Consider the following 13,826-nt stretch of genomic DNA (forward strand, 5'->3'; position numbering starts at 1 on the left):
GACCTCCTAAAACCGCTCCCTCCTTTTTTTTCCAAGATACTAACTCCTGTCACTTGATGAGATAAGGAGAAAGTTGATGACACATAACCGAATCATGTCCTTGAAAGAGGTATCAGAAGCCTTAGGGCGAACTCCCAAAACTATTTGGCGATGGTGGGCAAAAGAGAAAACATTTCCGAAACCCATTCTGATCAATGGACGCTGCCTTGGGTGGCGAGAGTCTGAGCTAGATAACTGGATGGAGAGTCAAGGGGGGAAAAGTGACAGCAGCAAGTGATAAAAGTCAGCCGAGCGAGTCTCAACTCGATTTTCCAGACAAGAAAAAAGAAGGGTTTAAGAAGCTTATTCTCAATACAGATGACAACCTGAGGGTACTGTTAGATCACAAAGGATACGTCCCTTACTTAAATGCGATGAACACTGAGATAGAAGTGCTCCATAACGGTAAGGTTATGCAATATGAGGTGTTAATGAGTAAGCTGATAAGCGACTGTGCAAGATTCGATGTACCAAAAGCAGCAATTGGTGATCATCTACATGTTTTGGCAAAGGAGCGTTCATATCACCCTATTGTTTTGCATCTGGCTGACTCTGAATGGGATGGCGTCGAACGAGTGAAGAAAGTTATTGGGTGCATCCGTTCTAAGAAACCTGAAGTTACGGAGCTAATTATGCGGAGGTGGCTTGTAGGTTGTATTGCGGCGCTATACGAGCCTCGGTTTAGCAGTAAGTTAGTTCCAGTGCTTCAGAGTAAGCAGTCTTTTAGAAAAACCGCTTTCTTATCAAGAATAGGTGACATCGTACAAGGGGCATTTCTTGGAGGTCGGGCATTAGATCCCCGCTGCAAAGATAGCGTGTTACCTATTATTAAGTCATGGATTGTTGAACTCGGTGAACTGGAGTCCTCAACAAAGCACAGTCAAGGTCAGCTGAAAGCCTTTATATCCCAAGAGGCAGACACAATCAGGTTGCCCTATGCGCGTACCGACCTCAAAAAACCGAGGCAAACGCTTTTGATAGCGACGGTAAACGGCCAAGACTTCTTGAAGGACAGAACGGGTAATACTCGGTTTGGTGTGATTGAGCTCAATGAACCCATTGATATGACTACTGTGAATCGGATTCTCGGGTGGCAATACAACGGAACTGGCAGCCTTCGCCAAGAAGAGCCCGAGTCATTGCGGCAGTTTTGGTTGGAGGTCAAGCACATGTATGAAGCTGGTGAGCCTTGGGTACTGTCAATGGACGAGCAGGCTCTGGTTGAGACGGTATCTGATAAATATTTGGATAAAGGGCGTTGGTATAAAATGCTTCAGGAGCGAATATCAATGGAGGCTGATGATAATCGAAGCCAGACTGAATGGCTTGCACCAGGCCAAATTAGCCAGATCTTAGGCATACCATGTAACTATGTTGCTCATGTCGGCAGAGCTCTACAGCGATTAGCTGATGAGGGGAAAATTGAAACTCGTTACAAAGATGGCTACAGGCTGTATTTGTTTCCAAGCAGCTATCGTCCACATTTCTGAGATTGTATGTTCATAACTTTACTTCACTTACCTCACTTAAAGTGGAGTAAGTGAAGTAAATTGAGAAAAACCAATTTTATGTCGTTCGCACTGCGAACATCTGATCAATTCAATCAATCGACCTCTTAAAACCGTTACGCCTCTTTTTATCAAAGATACTGGTTCAGTCATCAAATGAGAAAAGGAGGATGCTCATGGCAAGAGATCGAATTATGTCCCTTAAAGAAGTTTCAGATTCACTAGGTCGCAGTCCGAGGACGATCTGGCGTTGGTGGGCCAAAGACAAATGTTTCCCCAAACCAATTCAAATCAACGGACGTTGTTTGGGATGGCGTGAGCGAGACTTTGTTGATTGGTTAGTAGAGCAAGAACAGACTTTTAAAGATTAAATTTATGTACGCGAGGCTATAGGCCTCGCTTTTTATTCGCACTGCGAACGTTAATTCCACTTGTAGGGATTGGCAGTTTGGTTCCGCATTAGTTAAATATTGGACCAATGTATAGGCTTACTGTTTACGAGGAACCTTAATCAAGAGCGACGAGAGATACGCTTGAAGAGTTTGCCAAACTTAGATGGTGGTAACGTCAGAGTTGTTAAGAATAAGAAAAGCATAGCGACAAATCTGTAGGTATCAGTGTAGTAGCTATTGTTTGTTTCAATGAAAAACAGCCAGTTATCAATAAACTCCTTATTAAACAATACATTATAATGCTGCCCACCAAAGTTACCTAAAATAAATAAGTATCCCAAGAAGGCAATAATATTATTTTTTTTAGAATAGAAACCTGAAAAATAATGGCAAATCAATACCCCGAGAACACTCAGTAAAATATATTCCAATAAAGGCATTATTCCTTTTCCTTAAAGTACGGCTCTAATGCTCCCTGTGCAGTAAAGTAGTTGGCTGAAAACTCTATACCTAAAGCCCCTTTACTCATGGCTTTAAATCCTTTTTCATAGTCTCGTTTTGCATAGTTAAATAGCATTAGCTGTTTAGAGTCTGGTGCGTTTGTCCAAGTTTGTACTACTTTTTTCTTATTTGCCAGACCATAAGCACTAGTAGCTAAGTCAACAGTAGCAAATGCTGTATCTGCATCTTGCTCTGATAGCCCCATATGCTTTGCTGCGATTCGATAGCCTTTTTTCATAAAACCAGTATTATTGCCGTACTTTCCTGTATATCGACCGTTCCAGTTTTGGTCGATGTTACCAGCAATATTATATGAGTTTTCGAACACGTTATTAGCTCCATGAGCCATCATTGGAGCTCCAACACCTCCACACCAAGAAGCGCCAACAATCGAGAAAACAGAGCTCGTAACGCATAGTCCATACCCAGCTGAGAGCTGGCCTGCACCAGCAACTATTCCAATACTATACTTGCCTAGCTCAAATGCCTGATCGATCAAGCTTTGTCGTTCTTGCTTTACCAGACGAACAATTTTGCTCCCTACTAGAATCCCATCTCTGTAATCATTCAATAGGCATTGACCAAGAAAACGATATTCTTCCCGAAATTGATGTTGGATGGTTGGGTCTTGCAAGTGACTCATGCTGTACATGTTAGCTTGACGAAGCAAGCCTCTAACTGCAACTCTTACTTCGTCTTCTTCTATGTGCGTAGGAATATTGCTCATTGGGTTGCTTTTTCCTTAAGTTCGGAAAGTGGCTGTATCCAAGATGCAAAAGCAGCAGTGTTTGCTCCAACATGACGCCAGTTAATATCCCTGTATGAAATAGCGATAGTTTCTGTCATCTCGCTTTCGTTGAAGTCGACAACATGTGGCATATGAGATGAAACTGACCTAATTAGGGCACCACTCAACGTTATCTCATAAAAAAGCTCATCCCCACCTTTATGATTTGGCCTATAAAAAGTCAGGCGGCATTTTAACTCTTCCCCATCGGAGCACGCTTGAGCCAATACTGGTGAAGATTTATCAATTTTCTTAACAATTTGAATTGGAGCATGGATCGAGCGGCTATCGTGTGCAATCGAATGAGAGAAAGATAGGACGGTAATCTCATCCTCATGACCTAGCTGATAGCTGTTTCCCATAGAATAGAAAGTATTGCAGCCTGTTGATAGACAACCACTCATGATGCTCTCTATGGATAGGTAAGCTTTTGTACTCATTGGTTTTTCCTGAATCTTAAACGTGCAAAAAATGCTAGCAAACTAAACTAAGTGGGTCACCTTGCATATCGATGTTCTTATTAGTTGAAATGTCCGTGAAGACGCTCTAAAAGCAGGTATTATCAAATTCGTGAAGGTCAGCAGCATTCTTTAGTTAGGCCTTAGTATTAACCTAATTACTGCTTAGAAGAGCATCTTCATTACTTTTTATTCATTGCTCTTGGCTTTGTTCACATTAAGATTTTCTGATTCGCTTATAGTAATACTGTAAGTGAATGTTCGCAGTGCGAACAAAACAACGTAAAGGGGGATGTATGGTGCAGATGGACGAATTTATTTGGAAGCGCTACATGGAAGACATAGAAGGTATGTTTAGAGATGCTGTCACGAGTTTGGACTTGCAGCATCGCGCAGTCATGGCTAAAGCAATTACGGCCATGTTAATCCAAGAGCCACCATTTAAGCTTACAGATGAAAATATAATCAATTACTTGAAATCCCCAGATGACATCAAACGTCAGATATTCGTTCAGTATGGTTACTTTGATCCACGCCTTGAATCGTCTTTGCAAGAAGCTGTCCTATGTATTGATGGTATCAAAGAACCACTGCTCAACAGCATAAAGAACGCACGTTGAAGCCCTCCTGTCACTAGCTGTGAAATAGGTAGTGACAGGAGGTATACCGCGAGCGCACCACCTTATTTTTTCTATATTCTCGTTATTTCTTTTAAGCGGGGTCACTTGGTGACAGCCAAGTGACGGCTTGGTAGCCTCATCACGTAAATAAAAAAGTAGCCGTCGCTATAAAGACTCTTCATAAATCATAAATGTTCAATAGGAGAAAGAAACGTAACCAGCATTGTGACGTCATAATGCTCTTCTCGTAGATGCTCACGCTTCTTCAAGTAGATCATGTACGATATTCGTAACTATCGATACACAAACCATCACTCTTGCCCTAATCGCCTCTGAGGCATTCATCTTACTAACCATAAGTTTGAATTGGGCTTATCACTAACCATCAGGTTCACGTGGTTTGATTACGTTTTCTCCATCATTTTTCAAGTAGATAGAGCCATATGAGCTATATGGCTCTTATTTGTTTAGGAGTAAGAGTCATGAGCAAACCAAACTTACGACACGGCCTAGTTTTGTTAATGAAGCGCAACATTGATGGGAGTTATGCATCTCAAGCTGCACGTAAAAACATCCTCATCCAAATCGAAAAACAATTAAAGAGAGGAGGGTACAGGCACTTAACTCCACATACACTTAAGTTAAAGCACGTAAAATTTTTGGTTGAGCATTGGCAAAGTCAAGGCTTAAGCGTTGGAACTATAAAAAACCGAATGGCACATATTCGTTGGGTATTCGAAAAGACTGGACGTGAGCATTTGTTACCCAAGTCCAATGAAGAGTTGGGGATAGGAAAGAGAGTTTTCAGTGACAATAGTACCAACAAGGCGAAAGAGCTTGATGAAGTAAAGTTTAACGCAATCTCAGACCCATATATAAAAATAGCGTTAGAGCTACAATCTGCATTCGGTCTGAGGCGGGAAGAAGCTTTGAAGTTTAACCCCAGTATAGCGATTAAAGCAGATAGAATTCATTTAATGGGTTCTTGGACTAAAGGTGGCAAGGCGCGAGAGGTACCAATCAGAAACGAATATCAAAAGCAGGTATTAGAACGAGCTATAGCTATTGCCCCAAGAGGCTCTCTGATTCCCGCAGGCAAAAAGTACATTCAACAGCTAAAGCACTACGAAAATACTTGTAGGAAGGTTGGGTTATGCAAGAACCATGGTCTACGCCATCAATATGCTCAACAGCGATACATAGAACTGACAGGAATGAATGCACCTAAAGCGGGTGGTTTAACTAGCAGAGAACTGAGTAGACAACAAAAAAGTGCAGATAAAGAAGCTCGCCTTATTATTAGTAGAGAGTTAGGGCATGAGCGAGAAGAGATTACAGTTATCTATCTTGGCCGGTAAGCACATTATCAAGTTTTGTATTTTTAGGTTAAAATATAACCACAAGAACACTAGGGCGGGTTTCAATATGTTAGTACAACTTTTGGATGTAACGGGTATGACTTTAGCTCAACTTTTATTTTTAGCTCTAGTTACCGTTGGTACAATCGGTTTGCCTTTGTTAGCTATTTGGTATGATCGTAAACACGGAATTGAGTAAAATAGGCAGATAATAAAAAAGCGCCCCCTTTCACATAAGGGGCGCTTTTTTATTATCTTATCGAATTTTCTGTTCTGCTCGTGATGGAAAAATGTTGGCAAGCTCAGCAAAGCGTCCAAAATTGTGAGCTAAGCAACTTCCTAACTACACCCACAACTACACCCAAAATCACTAGGTACAAAAAAAGCGTAGCAGGTACTAACCTGCTACGCCTTCTAGAATATGGTGGCCCCTCGCAGACTTGAACTGCGGACCAATCGATTATGAGTCGACTGCTCTAACCACTGAGCTAAGGGGCCTTAATAGGACAACGATTATAGGGGAAGCGTTGCAAGGTGTCTAGATACCAACTAGGGCAATTGCGCTTAGTTTTTATCCACTTAGAACAGTAGATAATAAAAAAGGCGACCTAAAGTCACCTTTTTTGATTTCTAAAAGCTTATATGCGCTGCGATTATTCGTCTAGGAAGCTGCGCAGAGTCTCTGAGCGGCTTGGGTGACGAAGTTTACGTAGTGCTTTTGCTTCGATCTGACGGATACGTTCACGAGTAACGTCGAACTGCTTACCAACTTCTTCTAGAGTATGGTCAGTGTTCATGTCGATACCAAAGCGCATACGAAGTACTTTCGCTTCACGTGGCGTTAGACCTGCAAGCACGTCTTTTGTTGCCACTTTAAGGCTAGTTGCAGTTGCAGAATCTAGCGGAAGTTCTAGCGTTGTATCTTCGATAAAATCACCTAGATGCGAATCTTCGTCGTCACCGATTGGTGTCTCCATTGAGATAGGCTCTTTAGCGATTTTTAGTACTTTACGAATCTTGTCTTCTGGCATTTGCATGCGCTCTGCCAGTTCTTCCGGTAGTGGCTCACGACCCATCTCTTGCAACATTTGACGAGAAATACGGTTTAGCTTGTTGATCGTTTCGATCATGTGTACCGGAATACGAATCGTACGTGCTTGGTCCGCGATTGAACGAGTGATTGCCTGACGGATCCACCACGTTGCGTAAGTCGAGAACTTGTAACCACGACGATATTCGAATTTATCTACCGCTTTCATCAGACCGATGTTACCTTCCTGGATGAGATCCAAGAACTGTAGACCACGGTTGGTGTATTTCTTCGCGATAGAAATTACAAGACGCAAGTTCGCTTCAACCATCTCTTTCTTCGCACGGCGAGCTTTTGCTTCACCGATAGACATACGACGGCTGATGTCTTTAATGTTCTGTACGTTTAGAGAAGTCTCTTCTTCAATCATTTTTAGCTTAGCGATTGAACGACGGATTTCTTCTTCGTTACGTTTGATCTTTTCAGCGTATGGCTTGTCTGAAGCAAGAACTTCATCCAACCAAGCTTCACTTGATTCATTACCAGTGAACAGCGCGATGAATGATTTCTTCGGCATTTTGCCGTATTCAACCACAGACTTCATGATCAGGCGCTCTTGAGTACGAACGCGATCCATAGCAGTACGCAGTTCATTCACTAAGTGATCAAACTGTTTAGGCGTTAGACGAAACTCGCGGAATACGTCTAGCATCATTTCATTAGCAACGGTTGCTTTCGGGCTGTTATAGCCGTACTCGTTGATTGCTAATTGAAGATTTTGATAGGTGCTGCGTAGTTGGTTGAATTTCTCTAGCGCTAATTCTGGATCGATACCTACATCTTCTTCAGAATCATCTGAATCGTCATCGCTATCTTCGTCGTCATCAACGTCTTCATCGTCTTCTTCTTCTAACTGAGATTCAGTCAGTTCAGAACCGATGTGTGTTGCCGTTGGTGCAGCGGTGTCGTCAGCATCTGGATCTACAAAACCTGAAATTAGGTCTGTAAGACGTAGTTCTTCAGCTTGAACTTTGTCAAATTGCTCAAGAATGTACGGAATTGTGCCTGGGTATTCAGCAACAGACGATTGAACTTGGTTAATACCTTCTTCAATACGTTTTGCGATGTCGATTTCGCCTTCGCGAGTTAGAAGTTCGACAGTACCCATCTCACGCATGTACATACGTACTGGGTCTGTTGTACGACCAATCTCACTCTCTACGCTAGAAAGTGCAGCGGCTGCAGCTTCGGCTGCATCTTCATCGGTAATATTTGTGTCATCGTTCAGTGCTAAATCATCAGCATCAGGAGCAGTTTCTACTACCTTAATGCCCATGTCGTTGATCATCTGAATGATGTCTTCTACCTGTTCTGAATCTACGATTTCAGCAGGTAGGTGGTCATTTACTTCGGCGTAGGTCAGATAGCCTTGTTCCTTGCCTTTAATAACAAGTGACTTTAGCTGTGACTGCGGATTGTGATCCATAGACGGTATCCAACTTCGTAATCTGGTGAAGGAATCAGTATGCGAAATGCAAACCACTTACTATAACAAATTAAATCGTTGCTGACTAATTAAACAGGGTTACGCTTTTAAATCTAGCATAAGTGCTAGCAGCTCCCTTTTCTCTTCGGCTGATAAACCGACACTTCTTGCTTTGGCCTGCAGGTTTTCAATTTGTTTTTCTACGCACTGGGCAATAATTTTATCCAGTGAGTCTAAAAAGATTTCTTCTTGGTTGTCCTCATCGAGTGGAATGTCCCAACTCGCGAGACGAGACAGAAGGGTCTCATTTTGGCTGTTTCGCCAATGCTCTAATAATTGGCCTGTGTTGATATGGGGATGCGCTTGGCATTTATCAAGTACATCAACAAATAAACTTAGACCAGGAATGGGCAAATCTCTAACGCTAGTTAGATCTGGCACCATACTTACGTATTGTGGGTTTTGAATCAGTAACGCGATCACTTCTCGCATCGGCGTTCGCTTGATTTCTTTATGAGGTTGAGGCCTTTTATCCTCTTTACCTTGTTTTGAAATTAGCTGCTGTAGTTGGCGTTCATCAACCAAACCCAAACGGCGGCCAAGCAATTCTCTCAAGTATAGTCTTAAAGTGCCGCCAGGGACTTTATCAATGAGAGGAACCGCAAGAGTACTCAGTTTTGCCATGCCTTCTTTCGTGCTCATGTCGACCTGCTGAGTCAATGAGCTGAACATGAATTCAGACAAGGGCATCGCATTAGACACTTGCTGCTCAAATGCTTGTTTTCCGTTTTGCCGGATATAAGAGTCGGGATCTTCTCCATCCGGCAAAAACATGAATTTTAACTGGCGACCATCAGTTAGGTAAGGCAATGCATTTTCCATGGCACGCCACGCTGCTTCACGGCCTGCGCGGTCACCGTCATAACAACACACGACGGTGCTTGTTTGCCTGAATAACACTTGCAAGTGATCGCCCGTTGTCGAGGTTCCCAATGAGGCAACGGAATAATCTACGCCATATTGAGCAAGCGCGACAACATCCATATAGCCTTCAACCACTAAAATTTGTGGTGGCTCACGGTACGCTTGTAGTACTTCATAAAGGCCATACAACTCTTTACCTTTATGAAATATCGGGGTTTCGGGTGAGTTGAGATATTTTGGTGTCCCGTCACCTAATACTCTACCACCAAAGCCTATTACTCGGCCGCGTCTGTCTCGAATAGGAAACATCACTCGACCACGGAATCGGTCGTAGCGGTTGCCTTTATCGTTTTCAATCAACATGCCGCCTGTGACGAGCATGTCTTGGTTTTCTTTATTCTGGCCAAAGTTCTTACGAACTAAATCCCATTCATCAGCCACATAGCCGATGCCAAACTTCTGGACGATTTCACCAGACAGGCCGCGATCTTTTAGATACTCAATCGCCACCTTACTTGCTGGCTGTTTGAGTTGGTTACGATAAAATTGAGCAATGCTGCCCATTAAGTCGTATAGGTTACGTTTTTCACTGCTGCTTGCTTGTGGGCCTGATTGAAACGAACCATTACCGCCGCTACGTTGTTCGCGAGGAACATCTAAACCCAAGTATGAAGCGAGTTCTTCAATGGCTTCGACGAATTCTAGTCGGTCGAACTCCATCAAAAAATCGATGGCATTTCCATGCGCGCCACAACCAAAACAATGGTAGAACTGCTTTTCTTGACTGACACTGAATGAGGGTGTCTTTTCGTTGTGGAAAGGGCAGCATGCGCCGTAGTTTTTGCCTTTTTTCTTAAGTTTCACACGTGCGTCGATGATATCGACAATATCAAGTCGAGCTAGAAGGTCATCGATAAAACTGCGAGGGATGTGTCCAGCCATAAAACCTAACAAAAAAAGAAGATGATGAGTGGAGTGAATGCCTTAAAAGAATGAGCGTATTGCCCATTGATTTCATTCCATCCATCCAGATACAAACAAGCCGTGCGCTCCAAAGGATAGCACGGCTTGCTGCAATTGGGTGGGGTACCTTAAGCCAATTTAGCGCGAACTAAACCGCTTACTTTACCCATATCTGCACGCCCTTGAATTTGCGGTTTCAGAACGCCCATTACTTTGCCCATGTCTTGCATGCCAGCTGCGCCAGATTCAGCAATCGCGCTCTCGATGAGAGCCGCTACTTCTTCGTCTGTCAGTGGTTGAGGCATAAAGTCCTCAAGAACGGTAATTTCTGCTTGTTCCGCATCAGCAAGATCTTGACGACCCGCTGCTTCAAACTGCGCTACAGAGTCGCGACGTTGTTTAACCATCTTGGTCAATACTGCAAGAATGTCGTCATCGTTCAGAGTAATCTGTTCGTCAACTTCACGTTGCTTGATTGCTGATAGGGCTAAACGAATAGTACCAAGGCGCAATTTGTCCTTGGCTTTCATCGCTAATTTTTGCTCTTCTTTGAGTTGATCAATCAGAGCCATAACTAAATTCCTTTTGGAGCTCAGTTATTAGTACAGGCGAACGCGACGAGCGTTTTCGCGAGCTAGCTTCTTAGCGTGACGCTTTTGAGCTGCTGCTTTAGCGCGTTTGCGAACTGTAGTTGGTTTTTCGTAGTGCTCACGACGACGCACTTCAGAAAGGATACCTGCTTTTTCGCAAGAGCGCTTAAAACGACGTAGAGCAACGTCGAACGGTTCGTTTTCACGTACTTTAACTACTGGCATATGCCTTTCACCTCAGGGGTTATTCGTTAACGCTGGTATTCAACAGACCAAATCACAATTGTTAGGTCTCTTACCAGCTTGATCAAAAATGGTGCGGAATTTTAATCCGATCACAACTACTTTGTAAAGCCTTTTGTCGATTATTGTCTGTACAAAATTTGTTTGCAGCACCAAGGCGAGGTAATATGACGCCCAAATTTCCTCTATACAGAAAGCATACTGAGAAAACCATGCGCATTATTGGTATTGAAACCTCTTGTGACGAGACTGGCATCGCAATTTATGACGATGAAAACGGTCTCTTGTCACACAAGCTATACAGCCAAGTAAAACTGCACGCAGATTACGGCGGTGTGGTGCCTGAGTTGGCTTCACGTGACCACGTAAAGAAAACCATTCCTCTTATTAAAGAGGCACTAAAAGAAGCGAACTTAACTTCAAAAGACATCGATGGTGTCGCGTATACCGCGGGGCCTGGTCTTGTTGGGGCGCTATTAGTGGGTGCGACTATCGGTCGCAGTATTGCTTATGCTTGGGGAGTGCCAGCGGTACCTGTTCATCATATGGAAGGTCACCTATTGGCCCCAATGTTGGAAGATAACCCTCCACCGTTCCCGTTTGTGGCGGTATTAGTATCGGGCGGTCACTCTATGATGGTGGAGGTGAGAGGCATCGGTGAGTACAAAATTCTAGGTGAGTCGATTGATGATGCGGCGGGCGAAGCGTTTGATAAAACAGCGAAGCTAATGGGTTTGGATTACCCAGGCGGTCCACTATTATCTAAACTGGCGGAAAAAGGTACACCGGGCCGCTTTAAGTTCCCGCGCCCAATGACGAATGTGCCAGGTTTGGACATGAGTTTCTCTGGTCTAAAAACCTTTACGGCTAACACGATTGCTGCAAACGGTGATGACGAGCAAACTCGCGCGGACATCGCATTGGCATTTGAAGAGGCTGTGTGTGCTACGTTGGCTATTAAATGTAAGCGCGCGCTTGAGCAAACAGGCATGAAACGCATTGTTATTGCTGGTGGTGTGAGTGCTAACCGTCGTTTGCGAGCTGAGTTAGAGAAGTTAGCGAAGAAAGTTGGCGGCGAAGTTTACTACCCACGTACTGAGTTCTGTACAGATAACGGTGCGATGATCGCTTACGCAGGCATGCAGCGCTTGAAGAATGGCGAAGTGGCTGATATGTCAGTAGAGGCTCGTCCACGTTGGCCAATTGATCAACTAACACCTGTCGCTTAGTCAAATTTATGCGGTAGGTTTGAAACCGGTTCTGTGTAATAAAGGTCTCTGCTCCTCAGAGGCCTTTATTTTTAATTATTCAATGAACCGCCTCGTTTTACATTCTGACTGATGCGAGCAGTTCGCTATTGTTTCAGTGCTAGGATGACGTGGAAGAATAAGAAATGGATATAACAATGAATAAGTTTGAAATTGAAGGTCAGCAACTTGCTTATCTAGATAAAGGTGAGGGCCCTGTGCTTCTATTTGGTCATAGTTACCTTTGGGATAGCCAAATGTGGGCGCCGCAAGTTGAGGTTTTAAGCCAGTCATTCCGTTGTATTGTGCCAGATCTTTGGGCACATGGTGAATCGGACGCTGCACCTGCATCGACACAGTCATTGGCCGACTATGCACAACATATGTTGGCATTGATGGATCATTTAGATATCGAAGAGTTCTCGATAGTGGGCTTATCTGTTGGCGGCATGTGGGGAGCAGAGCTAACGGCTCAAGCGCCGCAACGTGTTAAGTCACTGGTATTGATGGATACCTTCATTGGCTGGGAGCCAGAAGTTACGTATAAGAAGTATTTTGCAATGCTTGATACCATCAGCCAAGTCCAAGCAGTGCCTGCGCCAATTATTGAAGCCGTTGTGCCGCTGTTCTTTGCCAACAACGTCAATCAGGATAACCCTAAACTTGTCGCTTCATTCAAACGCAGTTTAGAAGAGCTGAACGGTGAGCGTGCGGTGGAAGTAGCTCGCATAGGGCGCATGGTGTTTGGTCGCCGGGATGTGATTGAGGATTCGGAAAAATTTGCTCTGCCGACGTTAATTGCAGTGGGCTGTGAAGATAAACCCCGTCCAGTTTTTGAATCTTATTTAATGAAAGACTGTATCACAGGCAGTGAGTTGGTGGAGATTCCCCAAGCGGGACATATCAGTTGTTTAGAGCAACCTGAGTTCGTCAACCAGATGTTGTTGAACTTCCTGAATCGAGTTCATGCGTAACCAATACATCCTTCTTTAAACGAAAAACTCGGCATTAAGCCGAGTTTTTTTGTGTCAGTTTTTTCTCGCCGATTTTTGGCTCGTCGCCAGACAAAAGCCGACGAATATTTTGATGATGCTTAAATACGATTAAGCAGCACAGCATAGCAACAGGTAACGTGTATTGCGGTTTAAACATCCAAGTATAAAACGGAGTGACCAAAACCGTGACGAGAGCCGCTAAGGATGAATAGCGGAATAGCGCGGCTACTGACAGCCAAGTTAACATTACCAATCCTGTTAAGTCCAAACCAATCGGAGCGATAGCGCCAAGCGCGGTTGCGACACCTTTTCCGCCTTTAAAGTGGAAAAAGATGGGGTACATGTGGCCAAGACAGGCAGCAATGGCGATGACGCCAAGAATGATAGGGTCGATACCAAGAAAGTATCCGCCCCACACGGGGATAGTGCCTTTGAGCATATCACACAACAAGACTGAAACAGCGGCTCCTCGTCCGCCAATACGCAATACGTTCGTTGCTCCAGGATTGTTAGATCCCACACTGCGTGGGTCTGGCAGTTTTAAGAGTCGACAGATCAAAACCGCACTGGAAACCGAACCTAATAAATAGGCGGCCATTGTCATTATCAGTGCCAGTGCGTCCATAGAAGTCCTTGATGGATTGGAATTTAATGCTCGGTTCCCGCGTAGTTGCTATCATACCCC

16 protein-coding genes and 1 tRNA gene are annotated in these 13,826 nt (G+C 43.9%); 8 read left to right on the top strand and 9 right to left on the bottom strand.

Features of this window, described 5'->3' with window-relative positions:
• Nucleotides 1–76 precede the first annotated feature (76 nt).
• The 3 genes from IQP38_RS09710 to IQP38_RS09720 all read left to right on the top strand — a co-directional run bounded on the left by IQP38_RS09710 (nucleotide 77) and on the right by IQP38_RS09720 (nucleotide 1,918).
• Nucleotides 77–277 carry a helix-turn-helix transcriptional regulator gene (locus tag IQP38_RS09710; RefSeq protein ID WP_020840053.1) on the top strand — a complete coding sequence of 67 codons (201 nt, stop codon included), beginning with the start codon at nucleotides 77–79 and terminating at the stop codon, nucleotides 275–277.
• On the top strand, nucleotides 261–1,529 hold the full coding sequence (locus IQP38_RS09715) for a VapE domain-containing protein (RefSeq protein ID WP_193837542.1): 1,269 nt from the start codon (nucleotides 261–263) through the stop codon (nucleotides 1,527–1,529). The genes IQP38_RS09710 and IQP38_RS09715 overlap by 17 nt, the downstream gene beginning before the upstream one ends.
• Before the next feature lie 188 nt (nucleotides 1,530–1,717).
• Nucleotides 1,718–1,918: a helix-turn-helix transcriptional regulator gene (locus IQP38_RS09720; protein WP_324186369.1), complete on the top strand. Its 201-nt coding sequence runs from the start codon at nucleotides 1,718–1,720 to the stop codon at nucleotides 1,916–1,918.
• A gap of 140 nt (nucleotides 1,919–2,058) precedes the next feature.
• On the opposite strand, the gene IQP38_RS09725 is transcribed toward IQP38_RS09720, so the two are convergent.
• Genes IQP38_RS09725 through IQP38_RS09735 form a run of 3 tightly spaced genes read right to left on the bottom strand, consistent with a single transcriptional unit; the run spans nucleotide 2,059 to nucleotide 3,667 of the window.
• The gene (locus tag IQP38_RS09725; RefSeq protein WP_023624875.1) at nucleotides 2,059–2,379 is read right to left on the bottom strand and encodes a hypothetical protein; all 321 of its coding nucleotides are present in this window, start codon (nucleotides 2,377–2,379) and stop codon (nucleotides 2,059–2,061) included.
• The gene (locus tag IQP38_RS09730) at nucleotides 2,379–3,167 is read right to left on the bottom strand and encodes a DUF4225 domain-containing protein (RefSeq protein WP_025768386.1); all 789 of its coding nucleotides are present in this window, start codon (nucleotides 3,165–3,167) and stop codon (nucleotides 2,379–2,381) included. The genes IQP38_RS09725 and IQP38_RS09730 overlap by 1 nt, the downstream gene beginning before the upstream one ends.
• On the bottom strand, nucleotides 3,164–3,667 hold the full coding sequence (locus IQP38_RS09735; protein WP_023624872.1) for an Hcp family type VI secretion system effector: 504 nt from the start codon (nucleotides 3,665–3,667) through the stop codon (nucleotides 3,164–3,166). The genes IQP38_RS09730 and IQP38_RS09735 overlap by 4 nt, the downstream gene beginning before the upstream one ends.
• A gap of 314 nt (nucleotides 3,668–3,981) precedes the next feature.
• Between IQP38_RS09735 and IQP38_RS09740 the strand changes: the two genes are divergently transcribed.
• The 3 genes from IQP38_RS09740 to IQP38_RS26905 all read left to right on the top strand — a co-directional run bounded on the left by IQP38_RS09740 (nucleotide 3,982) and on the right by IQP38_RS26905 (nucleotide 5,862).
• Nucleotides 3,982–4,305: a hypothetical protein gene (locus IQP38_RS09740; protein ID WP_025768387.1), complete on the top strand. Its 324-nt coding sequence runs from the start codon at nucleotides 3,982–3,984 to the stop codon at nucleotides 4,303–4,305.
• A gap of 482 nt (nucleotides 4,306–4,787) precedes the next feature.
• Nucleotides 4,788–5,663: a phage integrase N-terminal domain-containing protein gene (locus IQP38_RS09745; RefSeq protein WP_025768388.1), complete on the top strand. Its 876-nt coding sequence runs from the start codon at nucleotides 4,788–4,790 to the stop codon at nucleotides 5,661–5,663.
• A 67-nt stretch (nucleotides 5,664–5,730) separates the two neighbouring features.
• The gene (locus tag IQP38_RS26905) at nucleotides 5,731–5,862 is read left to right on the top strand and encodes a hypothetical protein (protein WP_017634400.1); all 132 of its coding nucleotides are present in this window, start codon (nucleotides 5,731–5,733) and stop codon (nucleotides 5,860–5,862) included.
• Between the two features lie 223 nt (nucleotides 5,863–6,085).
• Here IQP38_RS26905 and IQP38_RS09750 read toward each other — a convergent pair.
• From IQP38_RS09750 to rpsU, 5 genes are all read right to left on the bottom strand, one after another.
• A tRNA-Ile gene (locus IQP38_RS09750) sits at nucleotides 6,086–6,161 on the bottom strand.
• 155 nt (nucleotides 6,162–6,316) lie between these two features.
• Nucleotides 6,317–8,179, bottom strand: a complete 1,863-nt coding sequence (gene rpoD / locus IQP38_RS09755; RefSeq protein ID WP_005395986.1) for an RNA polymerase sigma factor RpoD — start codon at nucleotides 8,177–8,179, stop codon at nucleotides 6,317–6,319.
• Nucleotides 8,180–8,278: 99 nt separating this feature from the next.
• Complete coding sequence (gene dnaG, locus IQP38_RS09760) at nucleotides 8,279–10,045, bottom strand: DNA primase (RefSeq protein WP_005379719.1); 1,767 nt, start codon at nucleotides 10,043–10,045, stop codon at nucleotides 8,279–8,281.
• Nucleotides 10,046–10,194: 149 nt separating this feature from the next.
• Entirely contained in the window at nucleotides 10,195–10,638 is a 444-nt protein-coding gene (locus IQP38_RS09765) for a GatB/YqeY domain-containing protein (RefSeq protein WP_054701010.1), read from the bottom strand.
• 27 nt (nucleotides 10,639–10,665) lie between these two features.
• Entirely contained in the window at nucleotides 10,666–10,881 is a 216-nt protein-coding gene (rpsU, locus tag IQP38_RS09770; protein WP_001145625.1) for a 30S ribosomal protein S21, read from the bottom strand.
• Nucleotides 10,882–11,111: 230 nt separating this feature from the next.
• Between rpsU and tsaD the strand changes: the two genes are divergently transcribed.
• On the top strand, nucleotides 11,112–12,128 hold the full coding sequence (gene tsaD / locus IQP38_RS09775; protein ID WP_005379854.1) for a tRNA (adenosine(37)-N6)-threonylcarbamoyltransferase complex transferase subunit TsaD: 1,017 nt from the start codon (nucleotides 11,112–11,114) through the stop codon (nucleotides 12,126–12,128).
• Nucleotides 12,129–12,304: 176 nt separating this feature from the next.
• Nucleotides 12,305–13,120, top strand: coding sequence for an alpha/beta fold hydrolase (locus IQP38_RS09780; protein WP_053350197.1), 816 nt, complete (start codon nucleotides 12,305–12,307; stop codon nucleotides 13,118–13,120).
• 34 nt (nucleotides 13,121–13,154) lie between these two features.
• Here the strand turns inward: IQP38_RS09780 and plsY are convergent, their stop codons facing one another.
• Nucleotides 13,155–13,766 (bottom strand): glycerol-3-phosphate 1-O-acyltransferase PlsY, encoded by a 612-nt coding sequence (gene plsY / locus IQP38_RS09785; protein WP_005379857.1) that lies wholly within the window; start codon nucleotides 13,764–13,766, stop codon nucleotides 13,155–13,157.
• Nucleotides 13,767–13,826 lie beyond the last annotated feature (60 nt).

The organism is Vibrio sp. OPT41 (genome assembly GCF_015163595.1).
In the GTDB taxonomy this organism is placed as follows: domain Bacteria; phylum Pseudomonadota; class Gammaproteobacteria; order Enterobacterales; family Vibrionaceae; genus Vibrio; species Vibrio alginolyticus.

What these genes read in the sequence shown, in the direction of transcription:
- IQP38_RS09765 (WP_054701010.1), bottom strand. Translation starts at nt 10,638, where the DNA reads ATGGCTCTGATTGATCAACTCAAAGAAGAGCAAAAATTAGCGATGAAA.
- IQP38_RS09720 (WP_324186369.1), top strand. Translation starts at nt 1,718, where the DNA reads ATGCTCATGGCAAGAGATCGAATTATGTCCCTTAAAGAAGTTTCAGAT.
- IQP38_RS09735 (WP_023624872.1), bottom strand. Translation starts at nt 3,667, where the DNA reads ATGAGTACAAAAGCTTACCTATCCATAGAGAGCATCATGAGTGGTTGT.
- rpsU (WP_001145625.1), bottom strand. Translation starts at nt 10,881, where the DNA reads ATGCCAGTAGTTAAAGTACGTGAAAACGAACCGTTCGACGTTGCTCTA.
- plsY (WP_005379857.1), bottom strand. Translation starts at nt 13,766, where the DNA reads ATGGACGCACTGGCACTGATAATGACAATGGCCGCCTATTTATTAGGT.
- rpoD (WP_005395986.1), bottom strand. Translation starts at nt 8,179, where the DNA reads ATGGATCACAATCCGCAGTCACAGCTAAAGTCACTTGTTATTAAAGGC.
- IQP38_RS09745 (WP_025768388.1), top strand. Translation starts at nt 4,788, where the DNA reads ATGAGCAAACCAAACTTACGACACGGCCTAGTTTTGTTAATGAAGCGC.
- dnaG (WP_005379719.1), bottom strand. Translation starts at nt 10,045, where the DNA reads ATGGCTGGACACATCCCTCGCAGTTTTATCGATGACCTTCTAGCTCGA.
- tsaD (WP_005379854.1), top strand. Translation starts at nt 11,112, where the DNA reads ATGCGCATTATTGGTATTGAAACCTCTTGTGACGAGACTGGCATCGCA.
- IQP38_RS09780 (WP_053350197.1), top strand. Translation starts at nt 12,305, where the DNA reads ATGAATAAGTTTGAAATTGAAGGTCAGCAACTTGCTTATCTAGATAAA.
- IQP38_RS09725 (WP_023624875.1), bottom strand. Translation starts at nt 2,379, where the DNA reads ATGCCTTTATTGGAATATATTTTACTGAGTGTTCTCGGGGTATTGATT.
- IQP38_RS09730 (WP_025768386.1), bottom strand. Translation starts at nt 3,167, where the DNA reads ATGAGCAATATTCCTACGCACATAGAAGAAGACGAAGTAAGAGTTGCA.
- IQP38_RS09740 (WP_025768387.1), top strand. Translation starts at nt 3,982, where the DNA reads ATGGTGCAGATGGACGAATTTATTTGGAAGCGCTACATGGAAGACATA.
- IQP38_RS09710 (WP_020840053.1), top strand. Translation starts at nt 77, where the DNA reads ATGACACATAACCGAATCATGTCCTTGAAAGAGGTATCAGAAGCCTTA.
- IQP38_RS26905 (WP_017634400.1), top strand. Translation starts at nt 5,731, where the DNA reads ATGTTAGTACAACTTTTGGATGTAACGGGTATGACTTTAGCTCAACTT.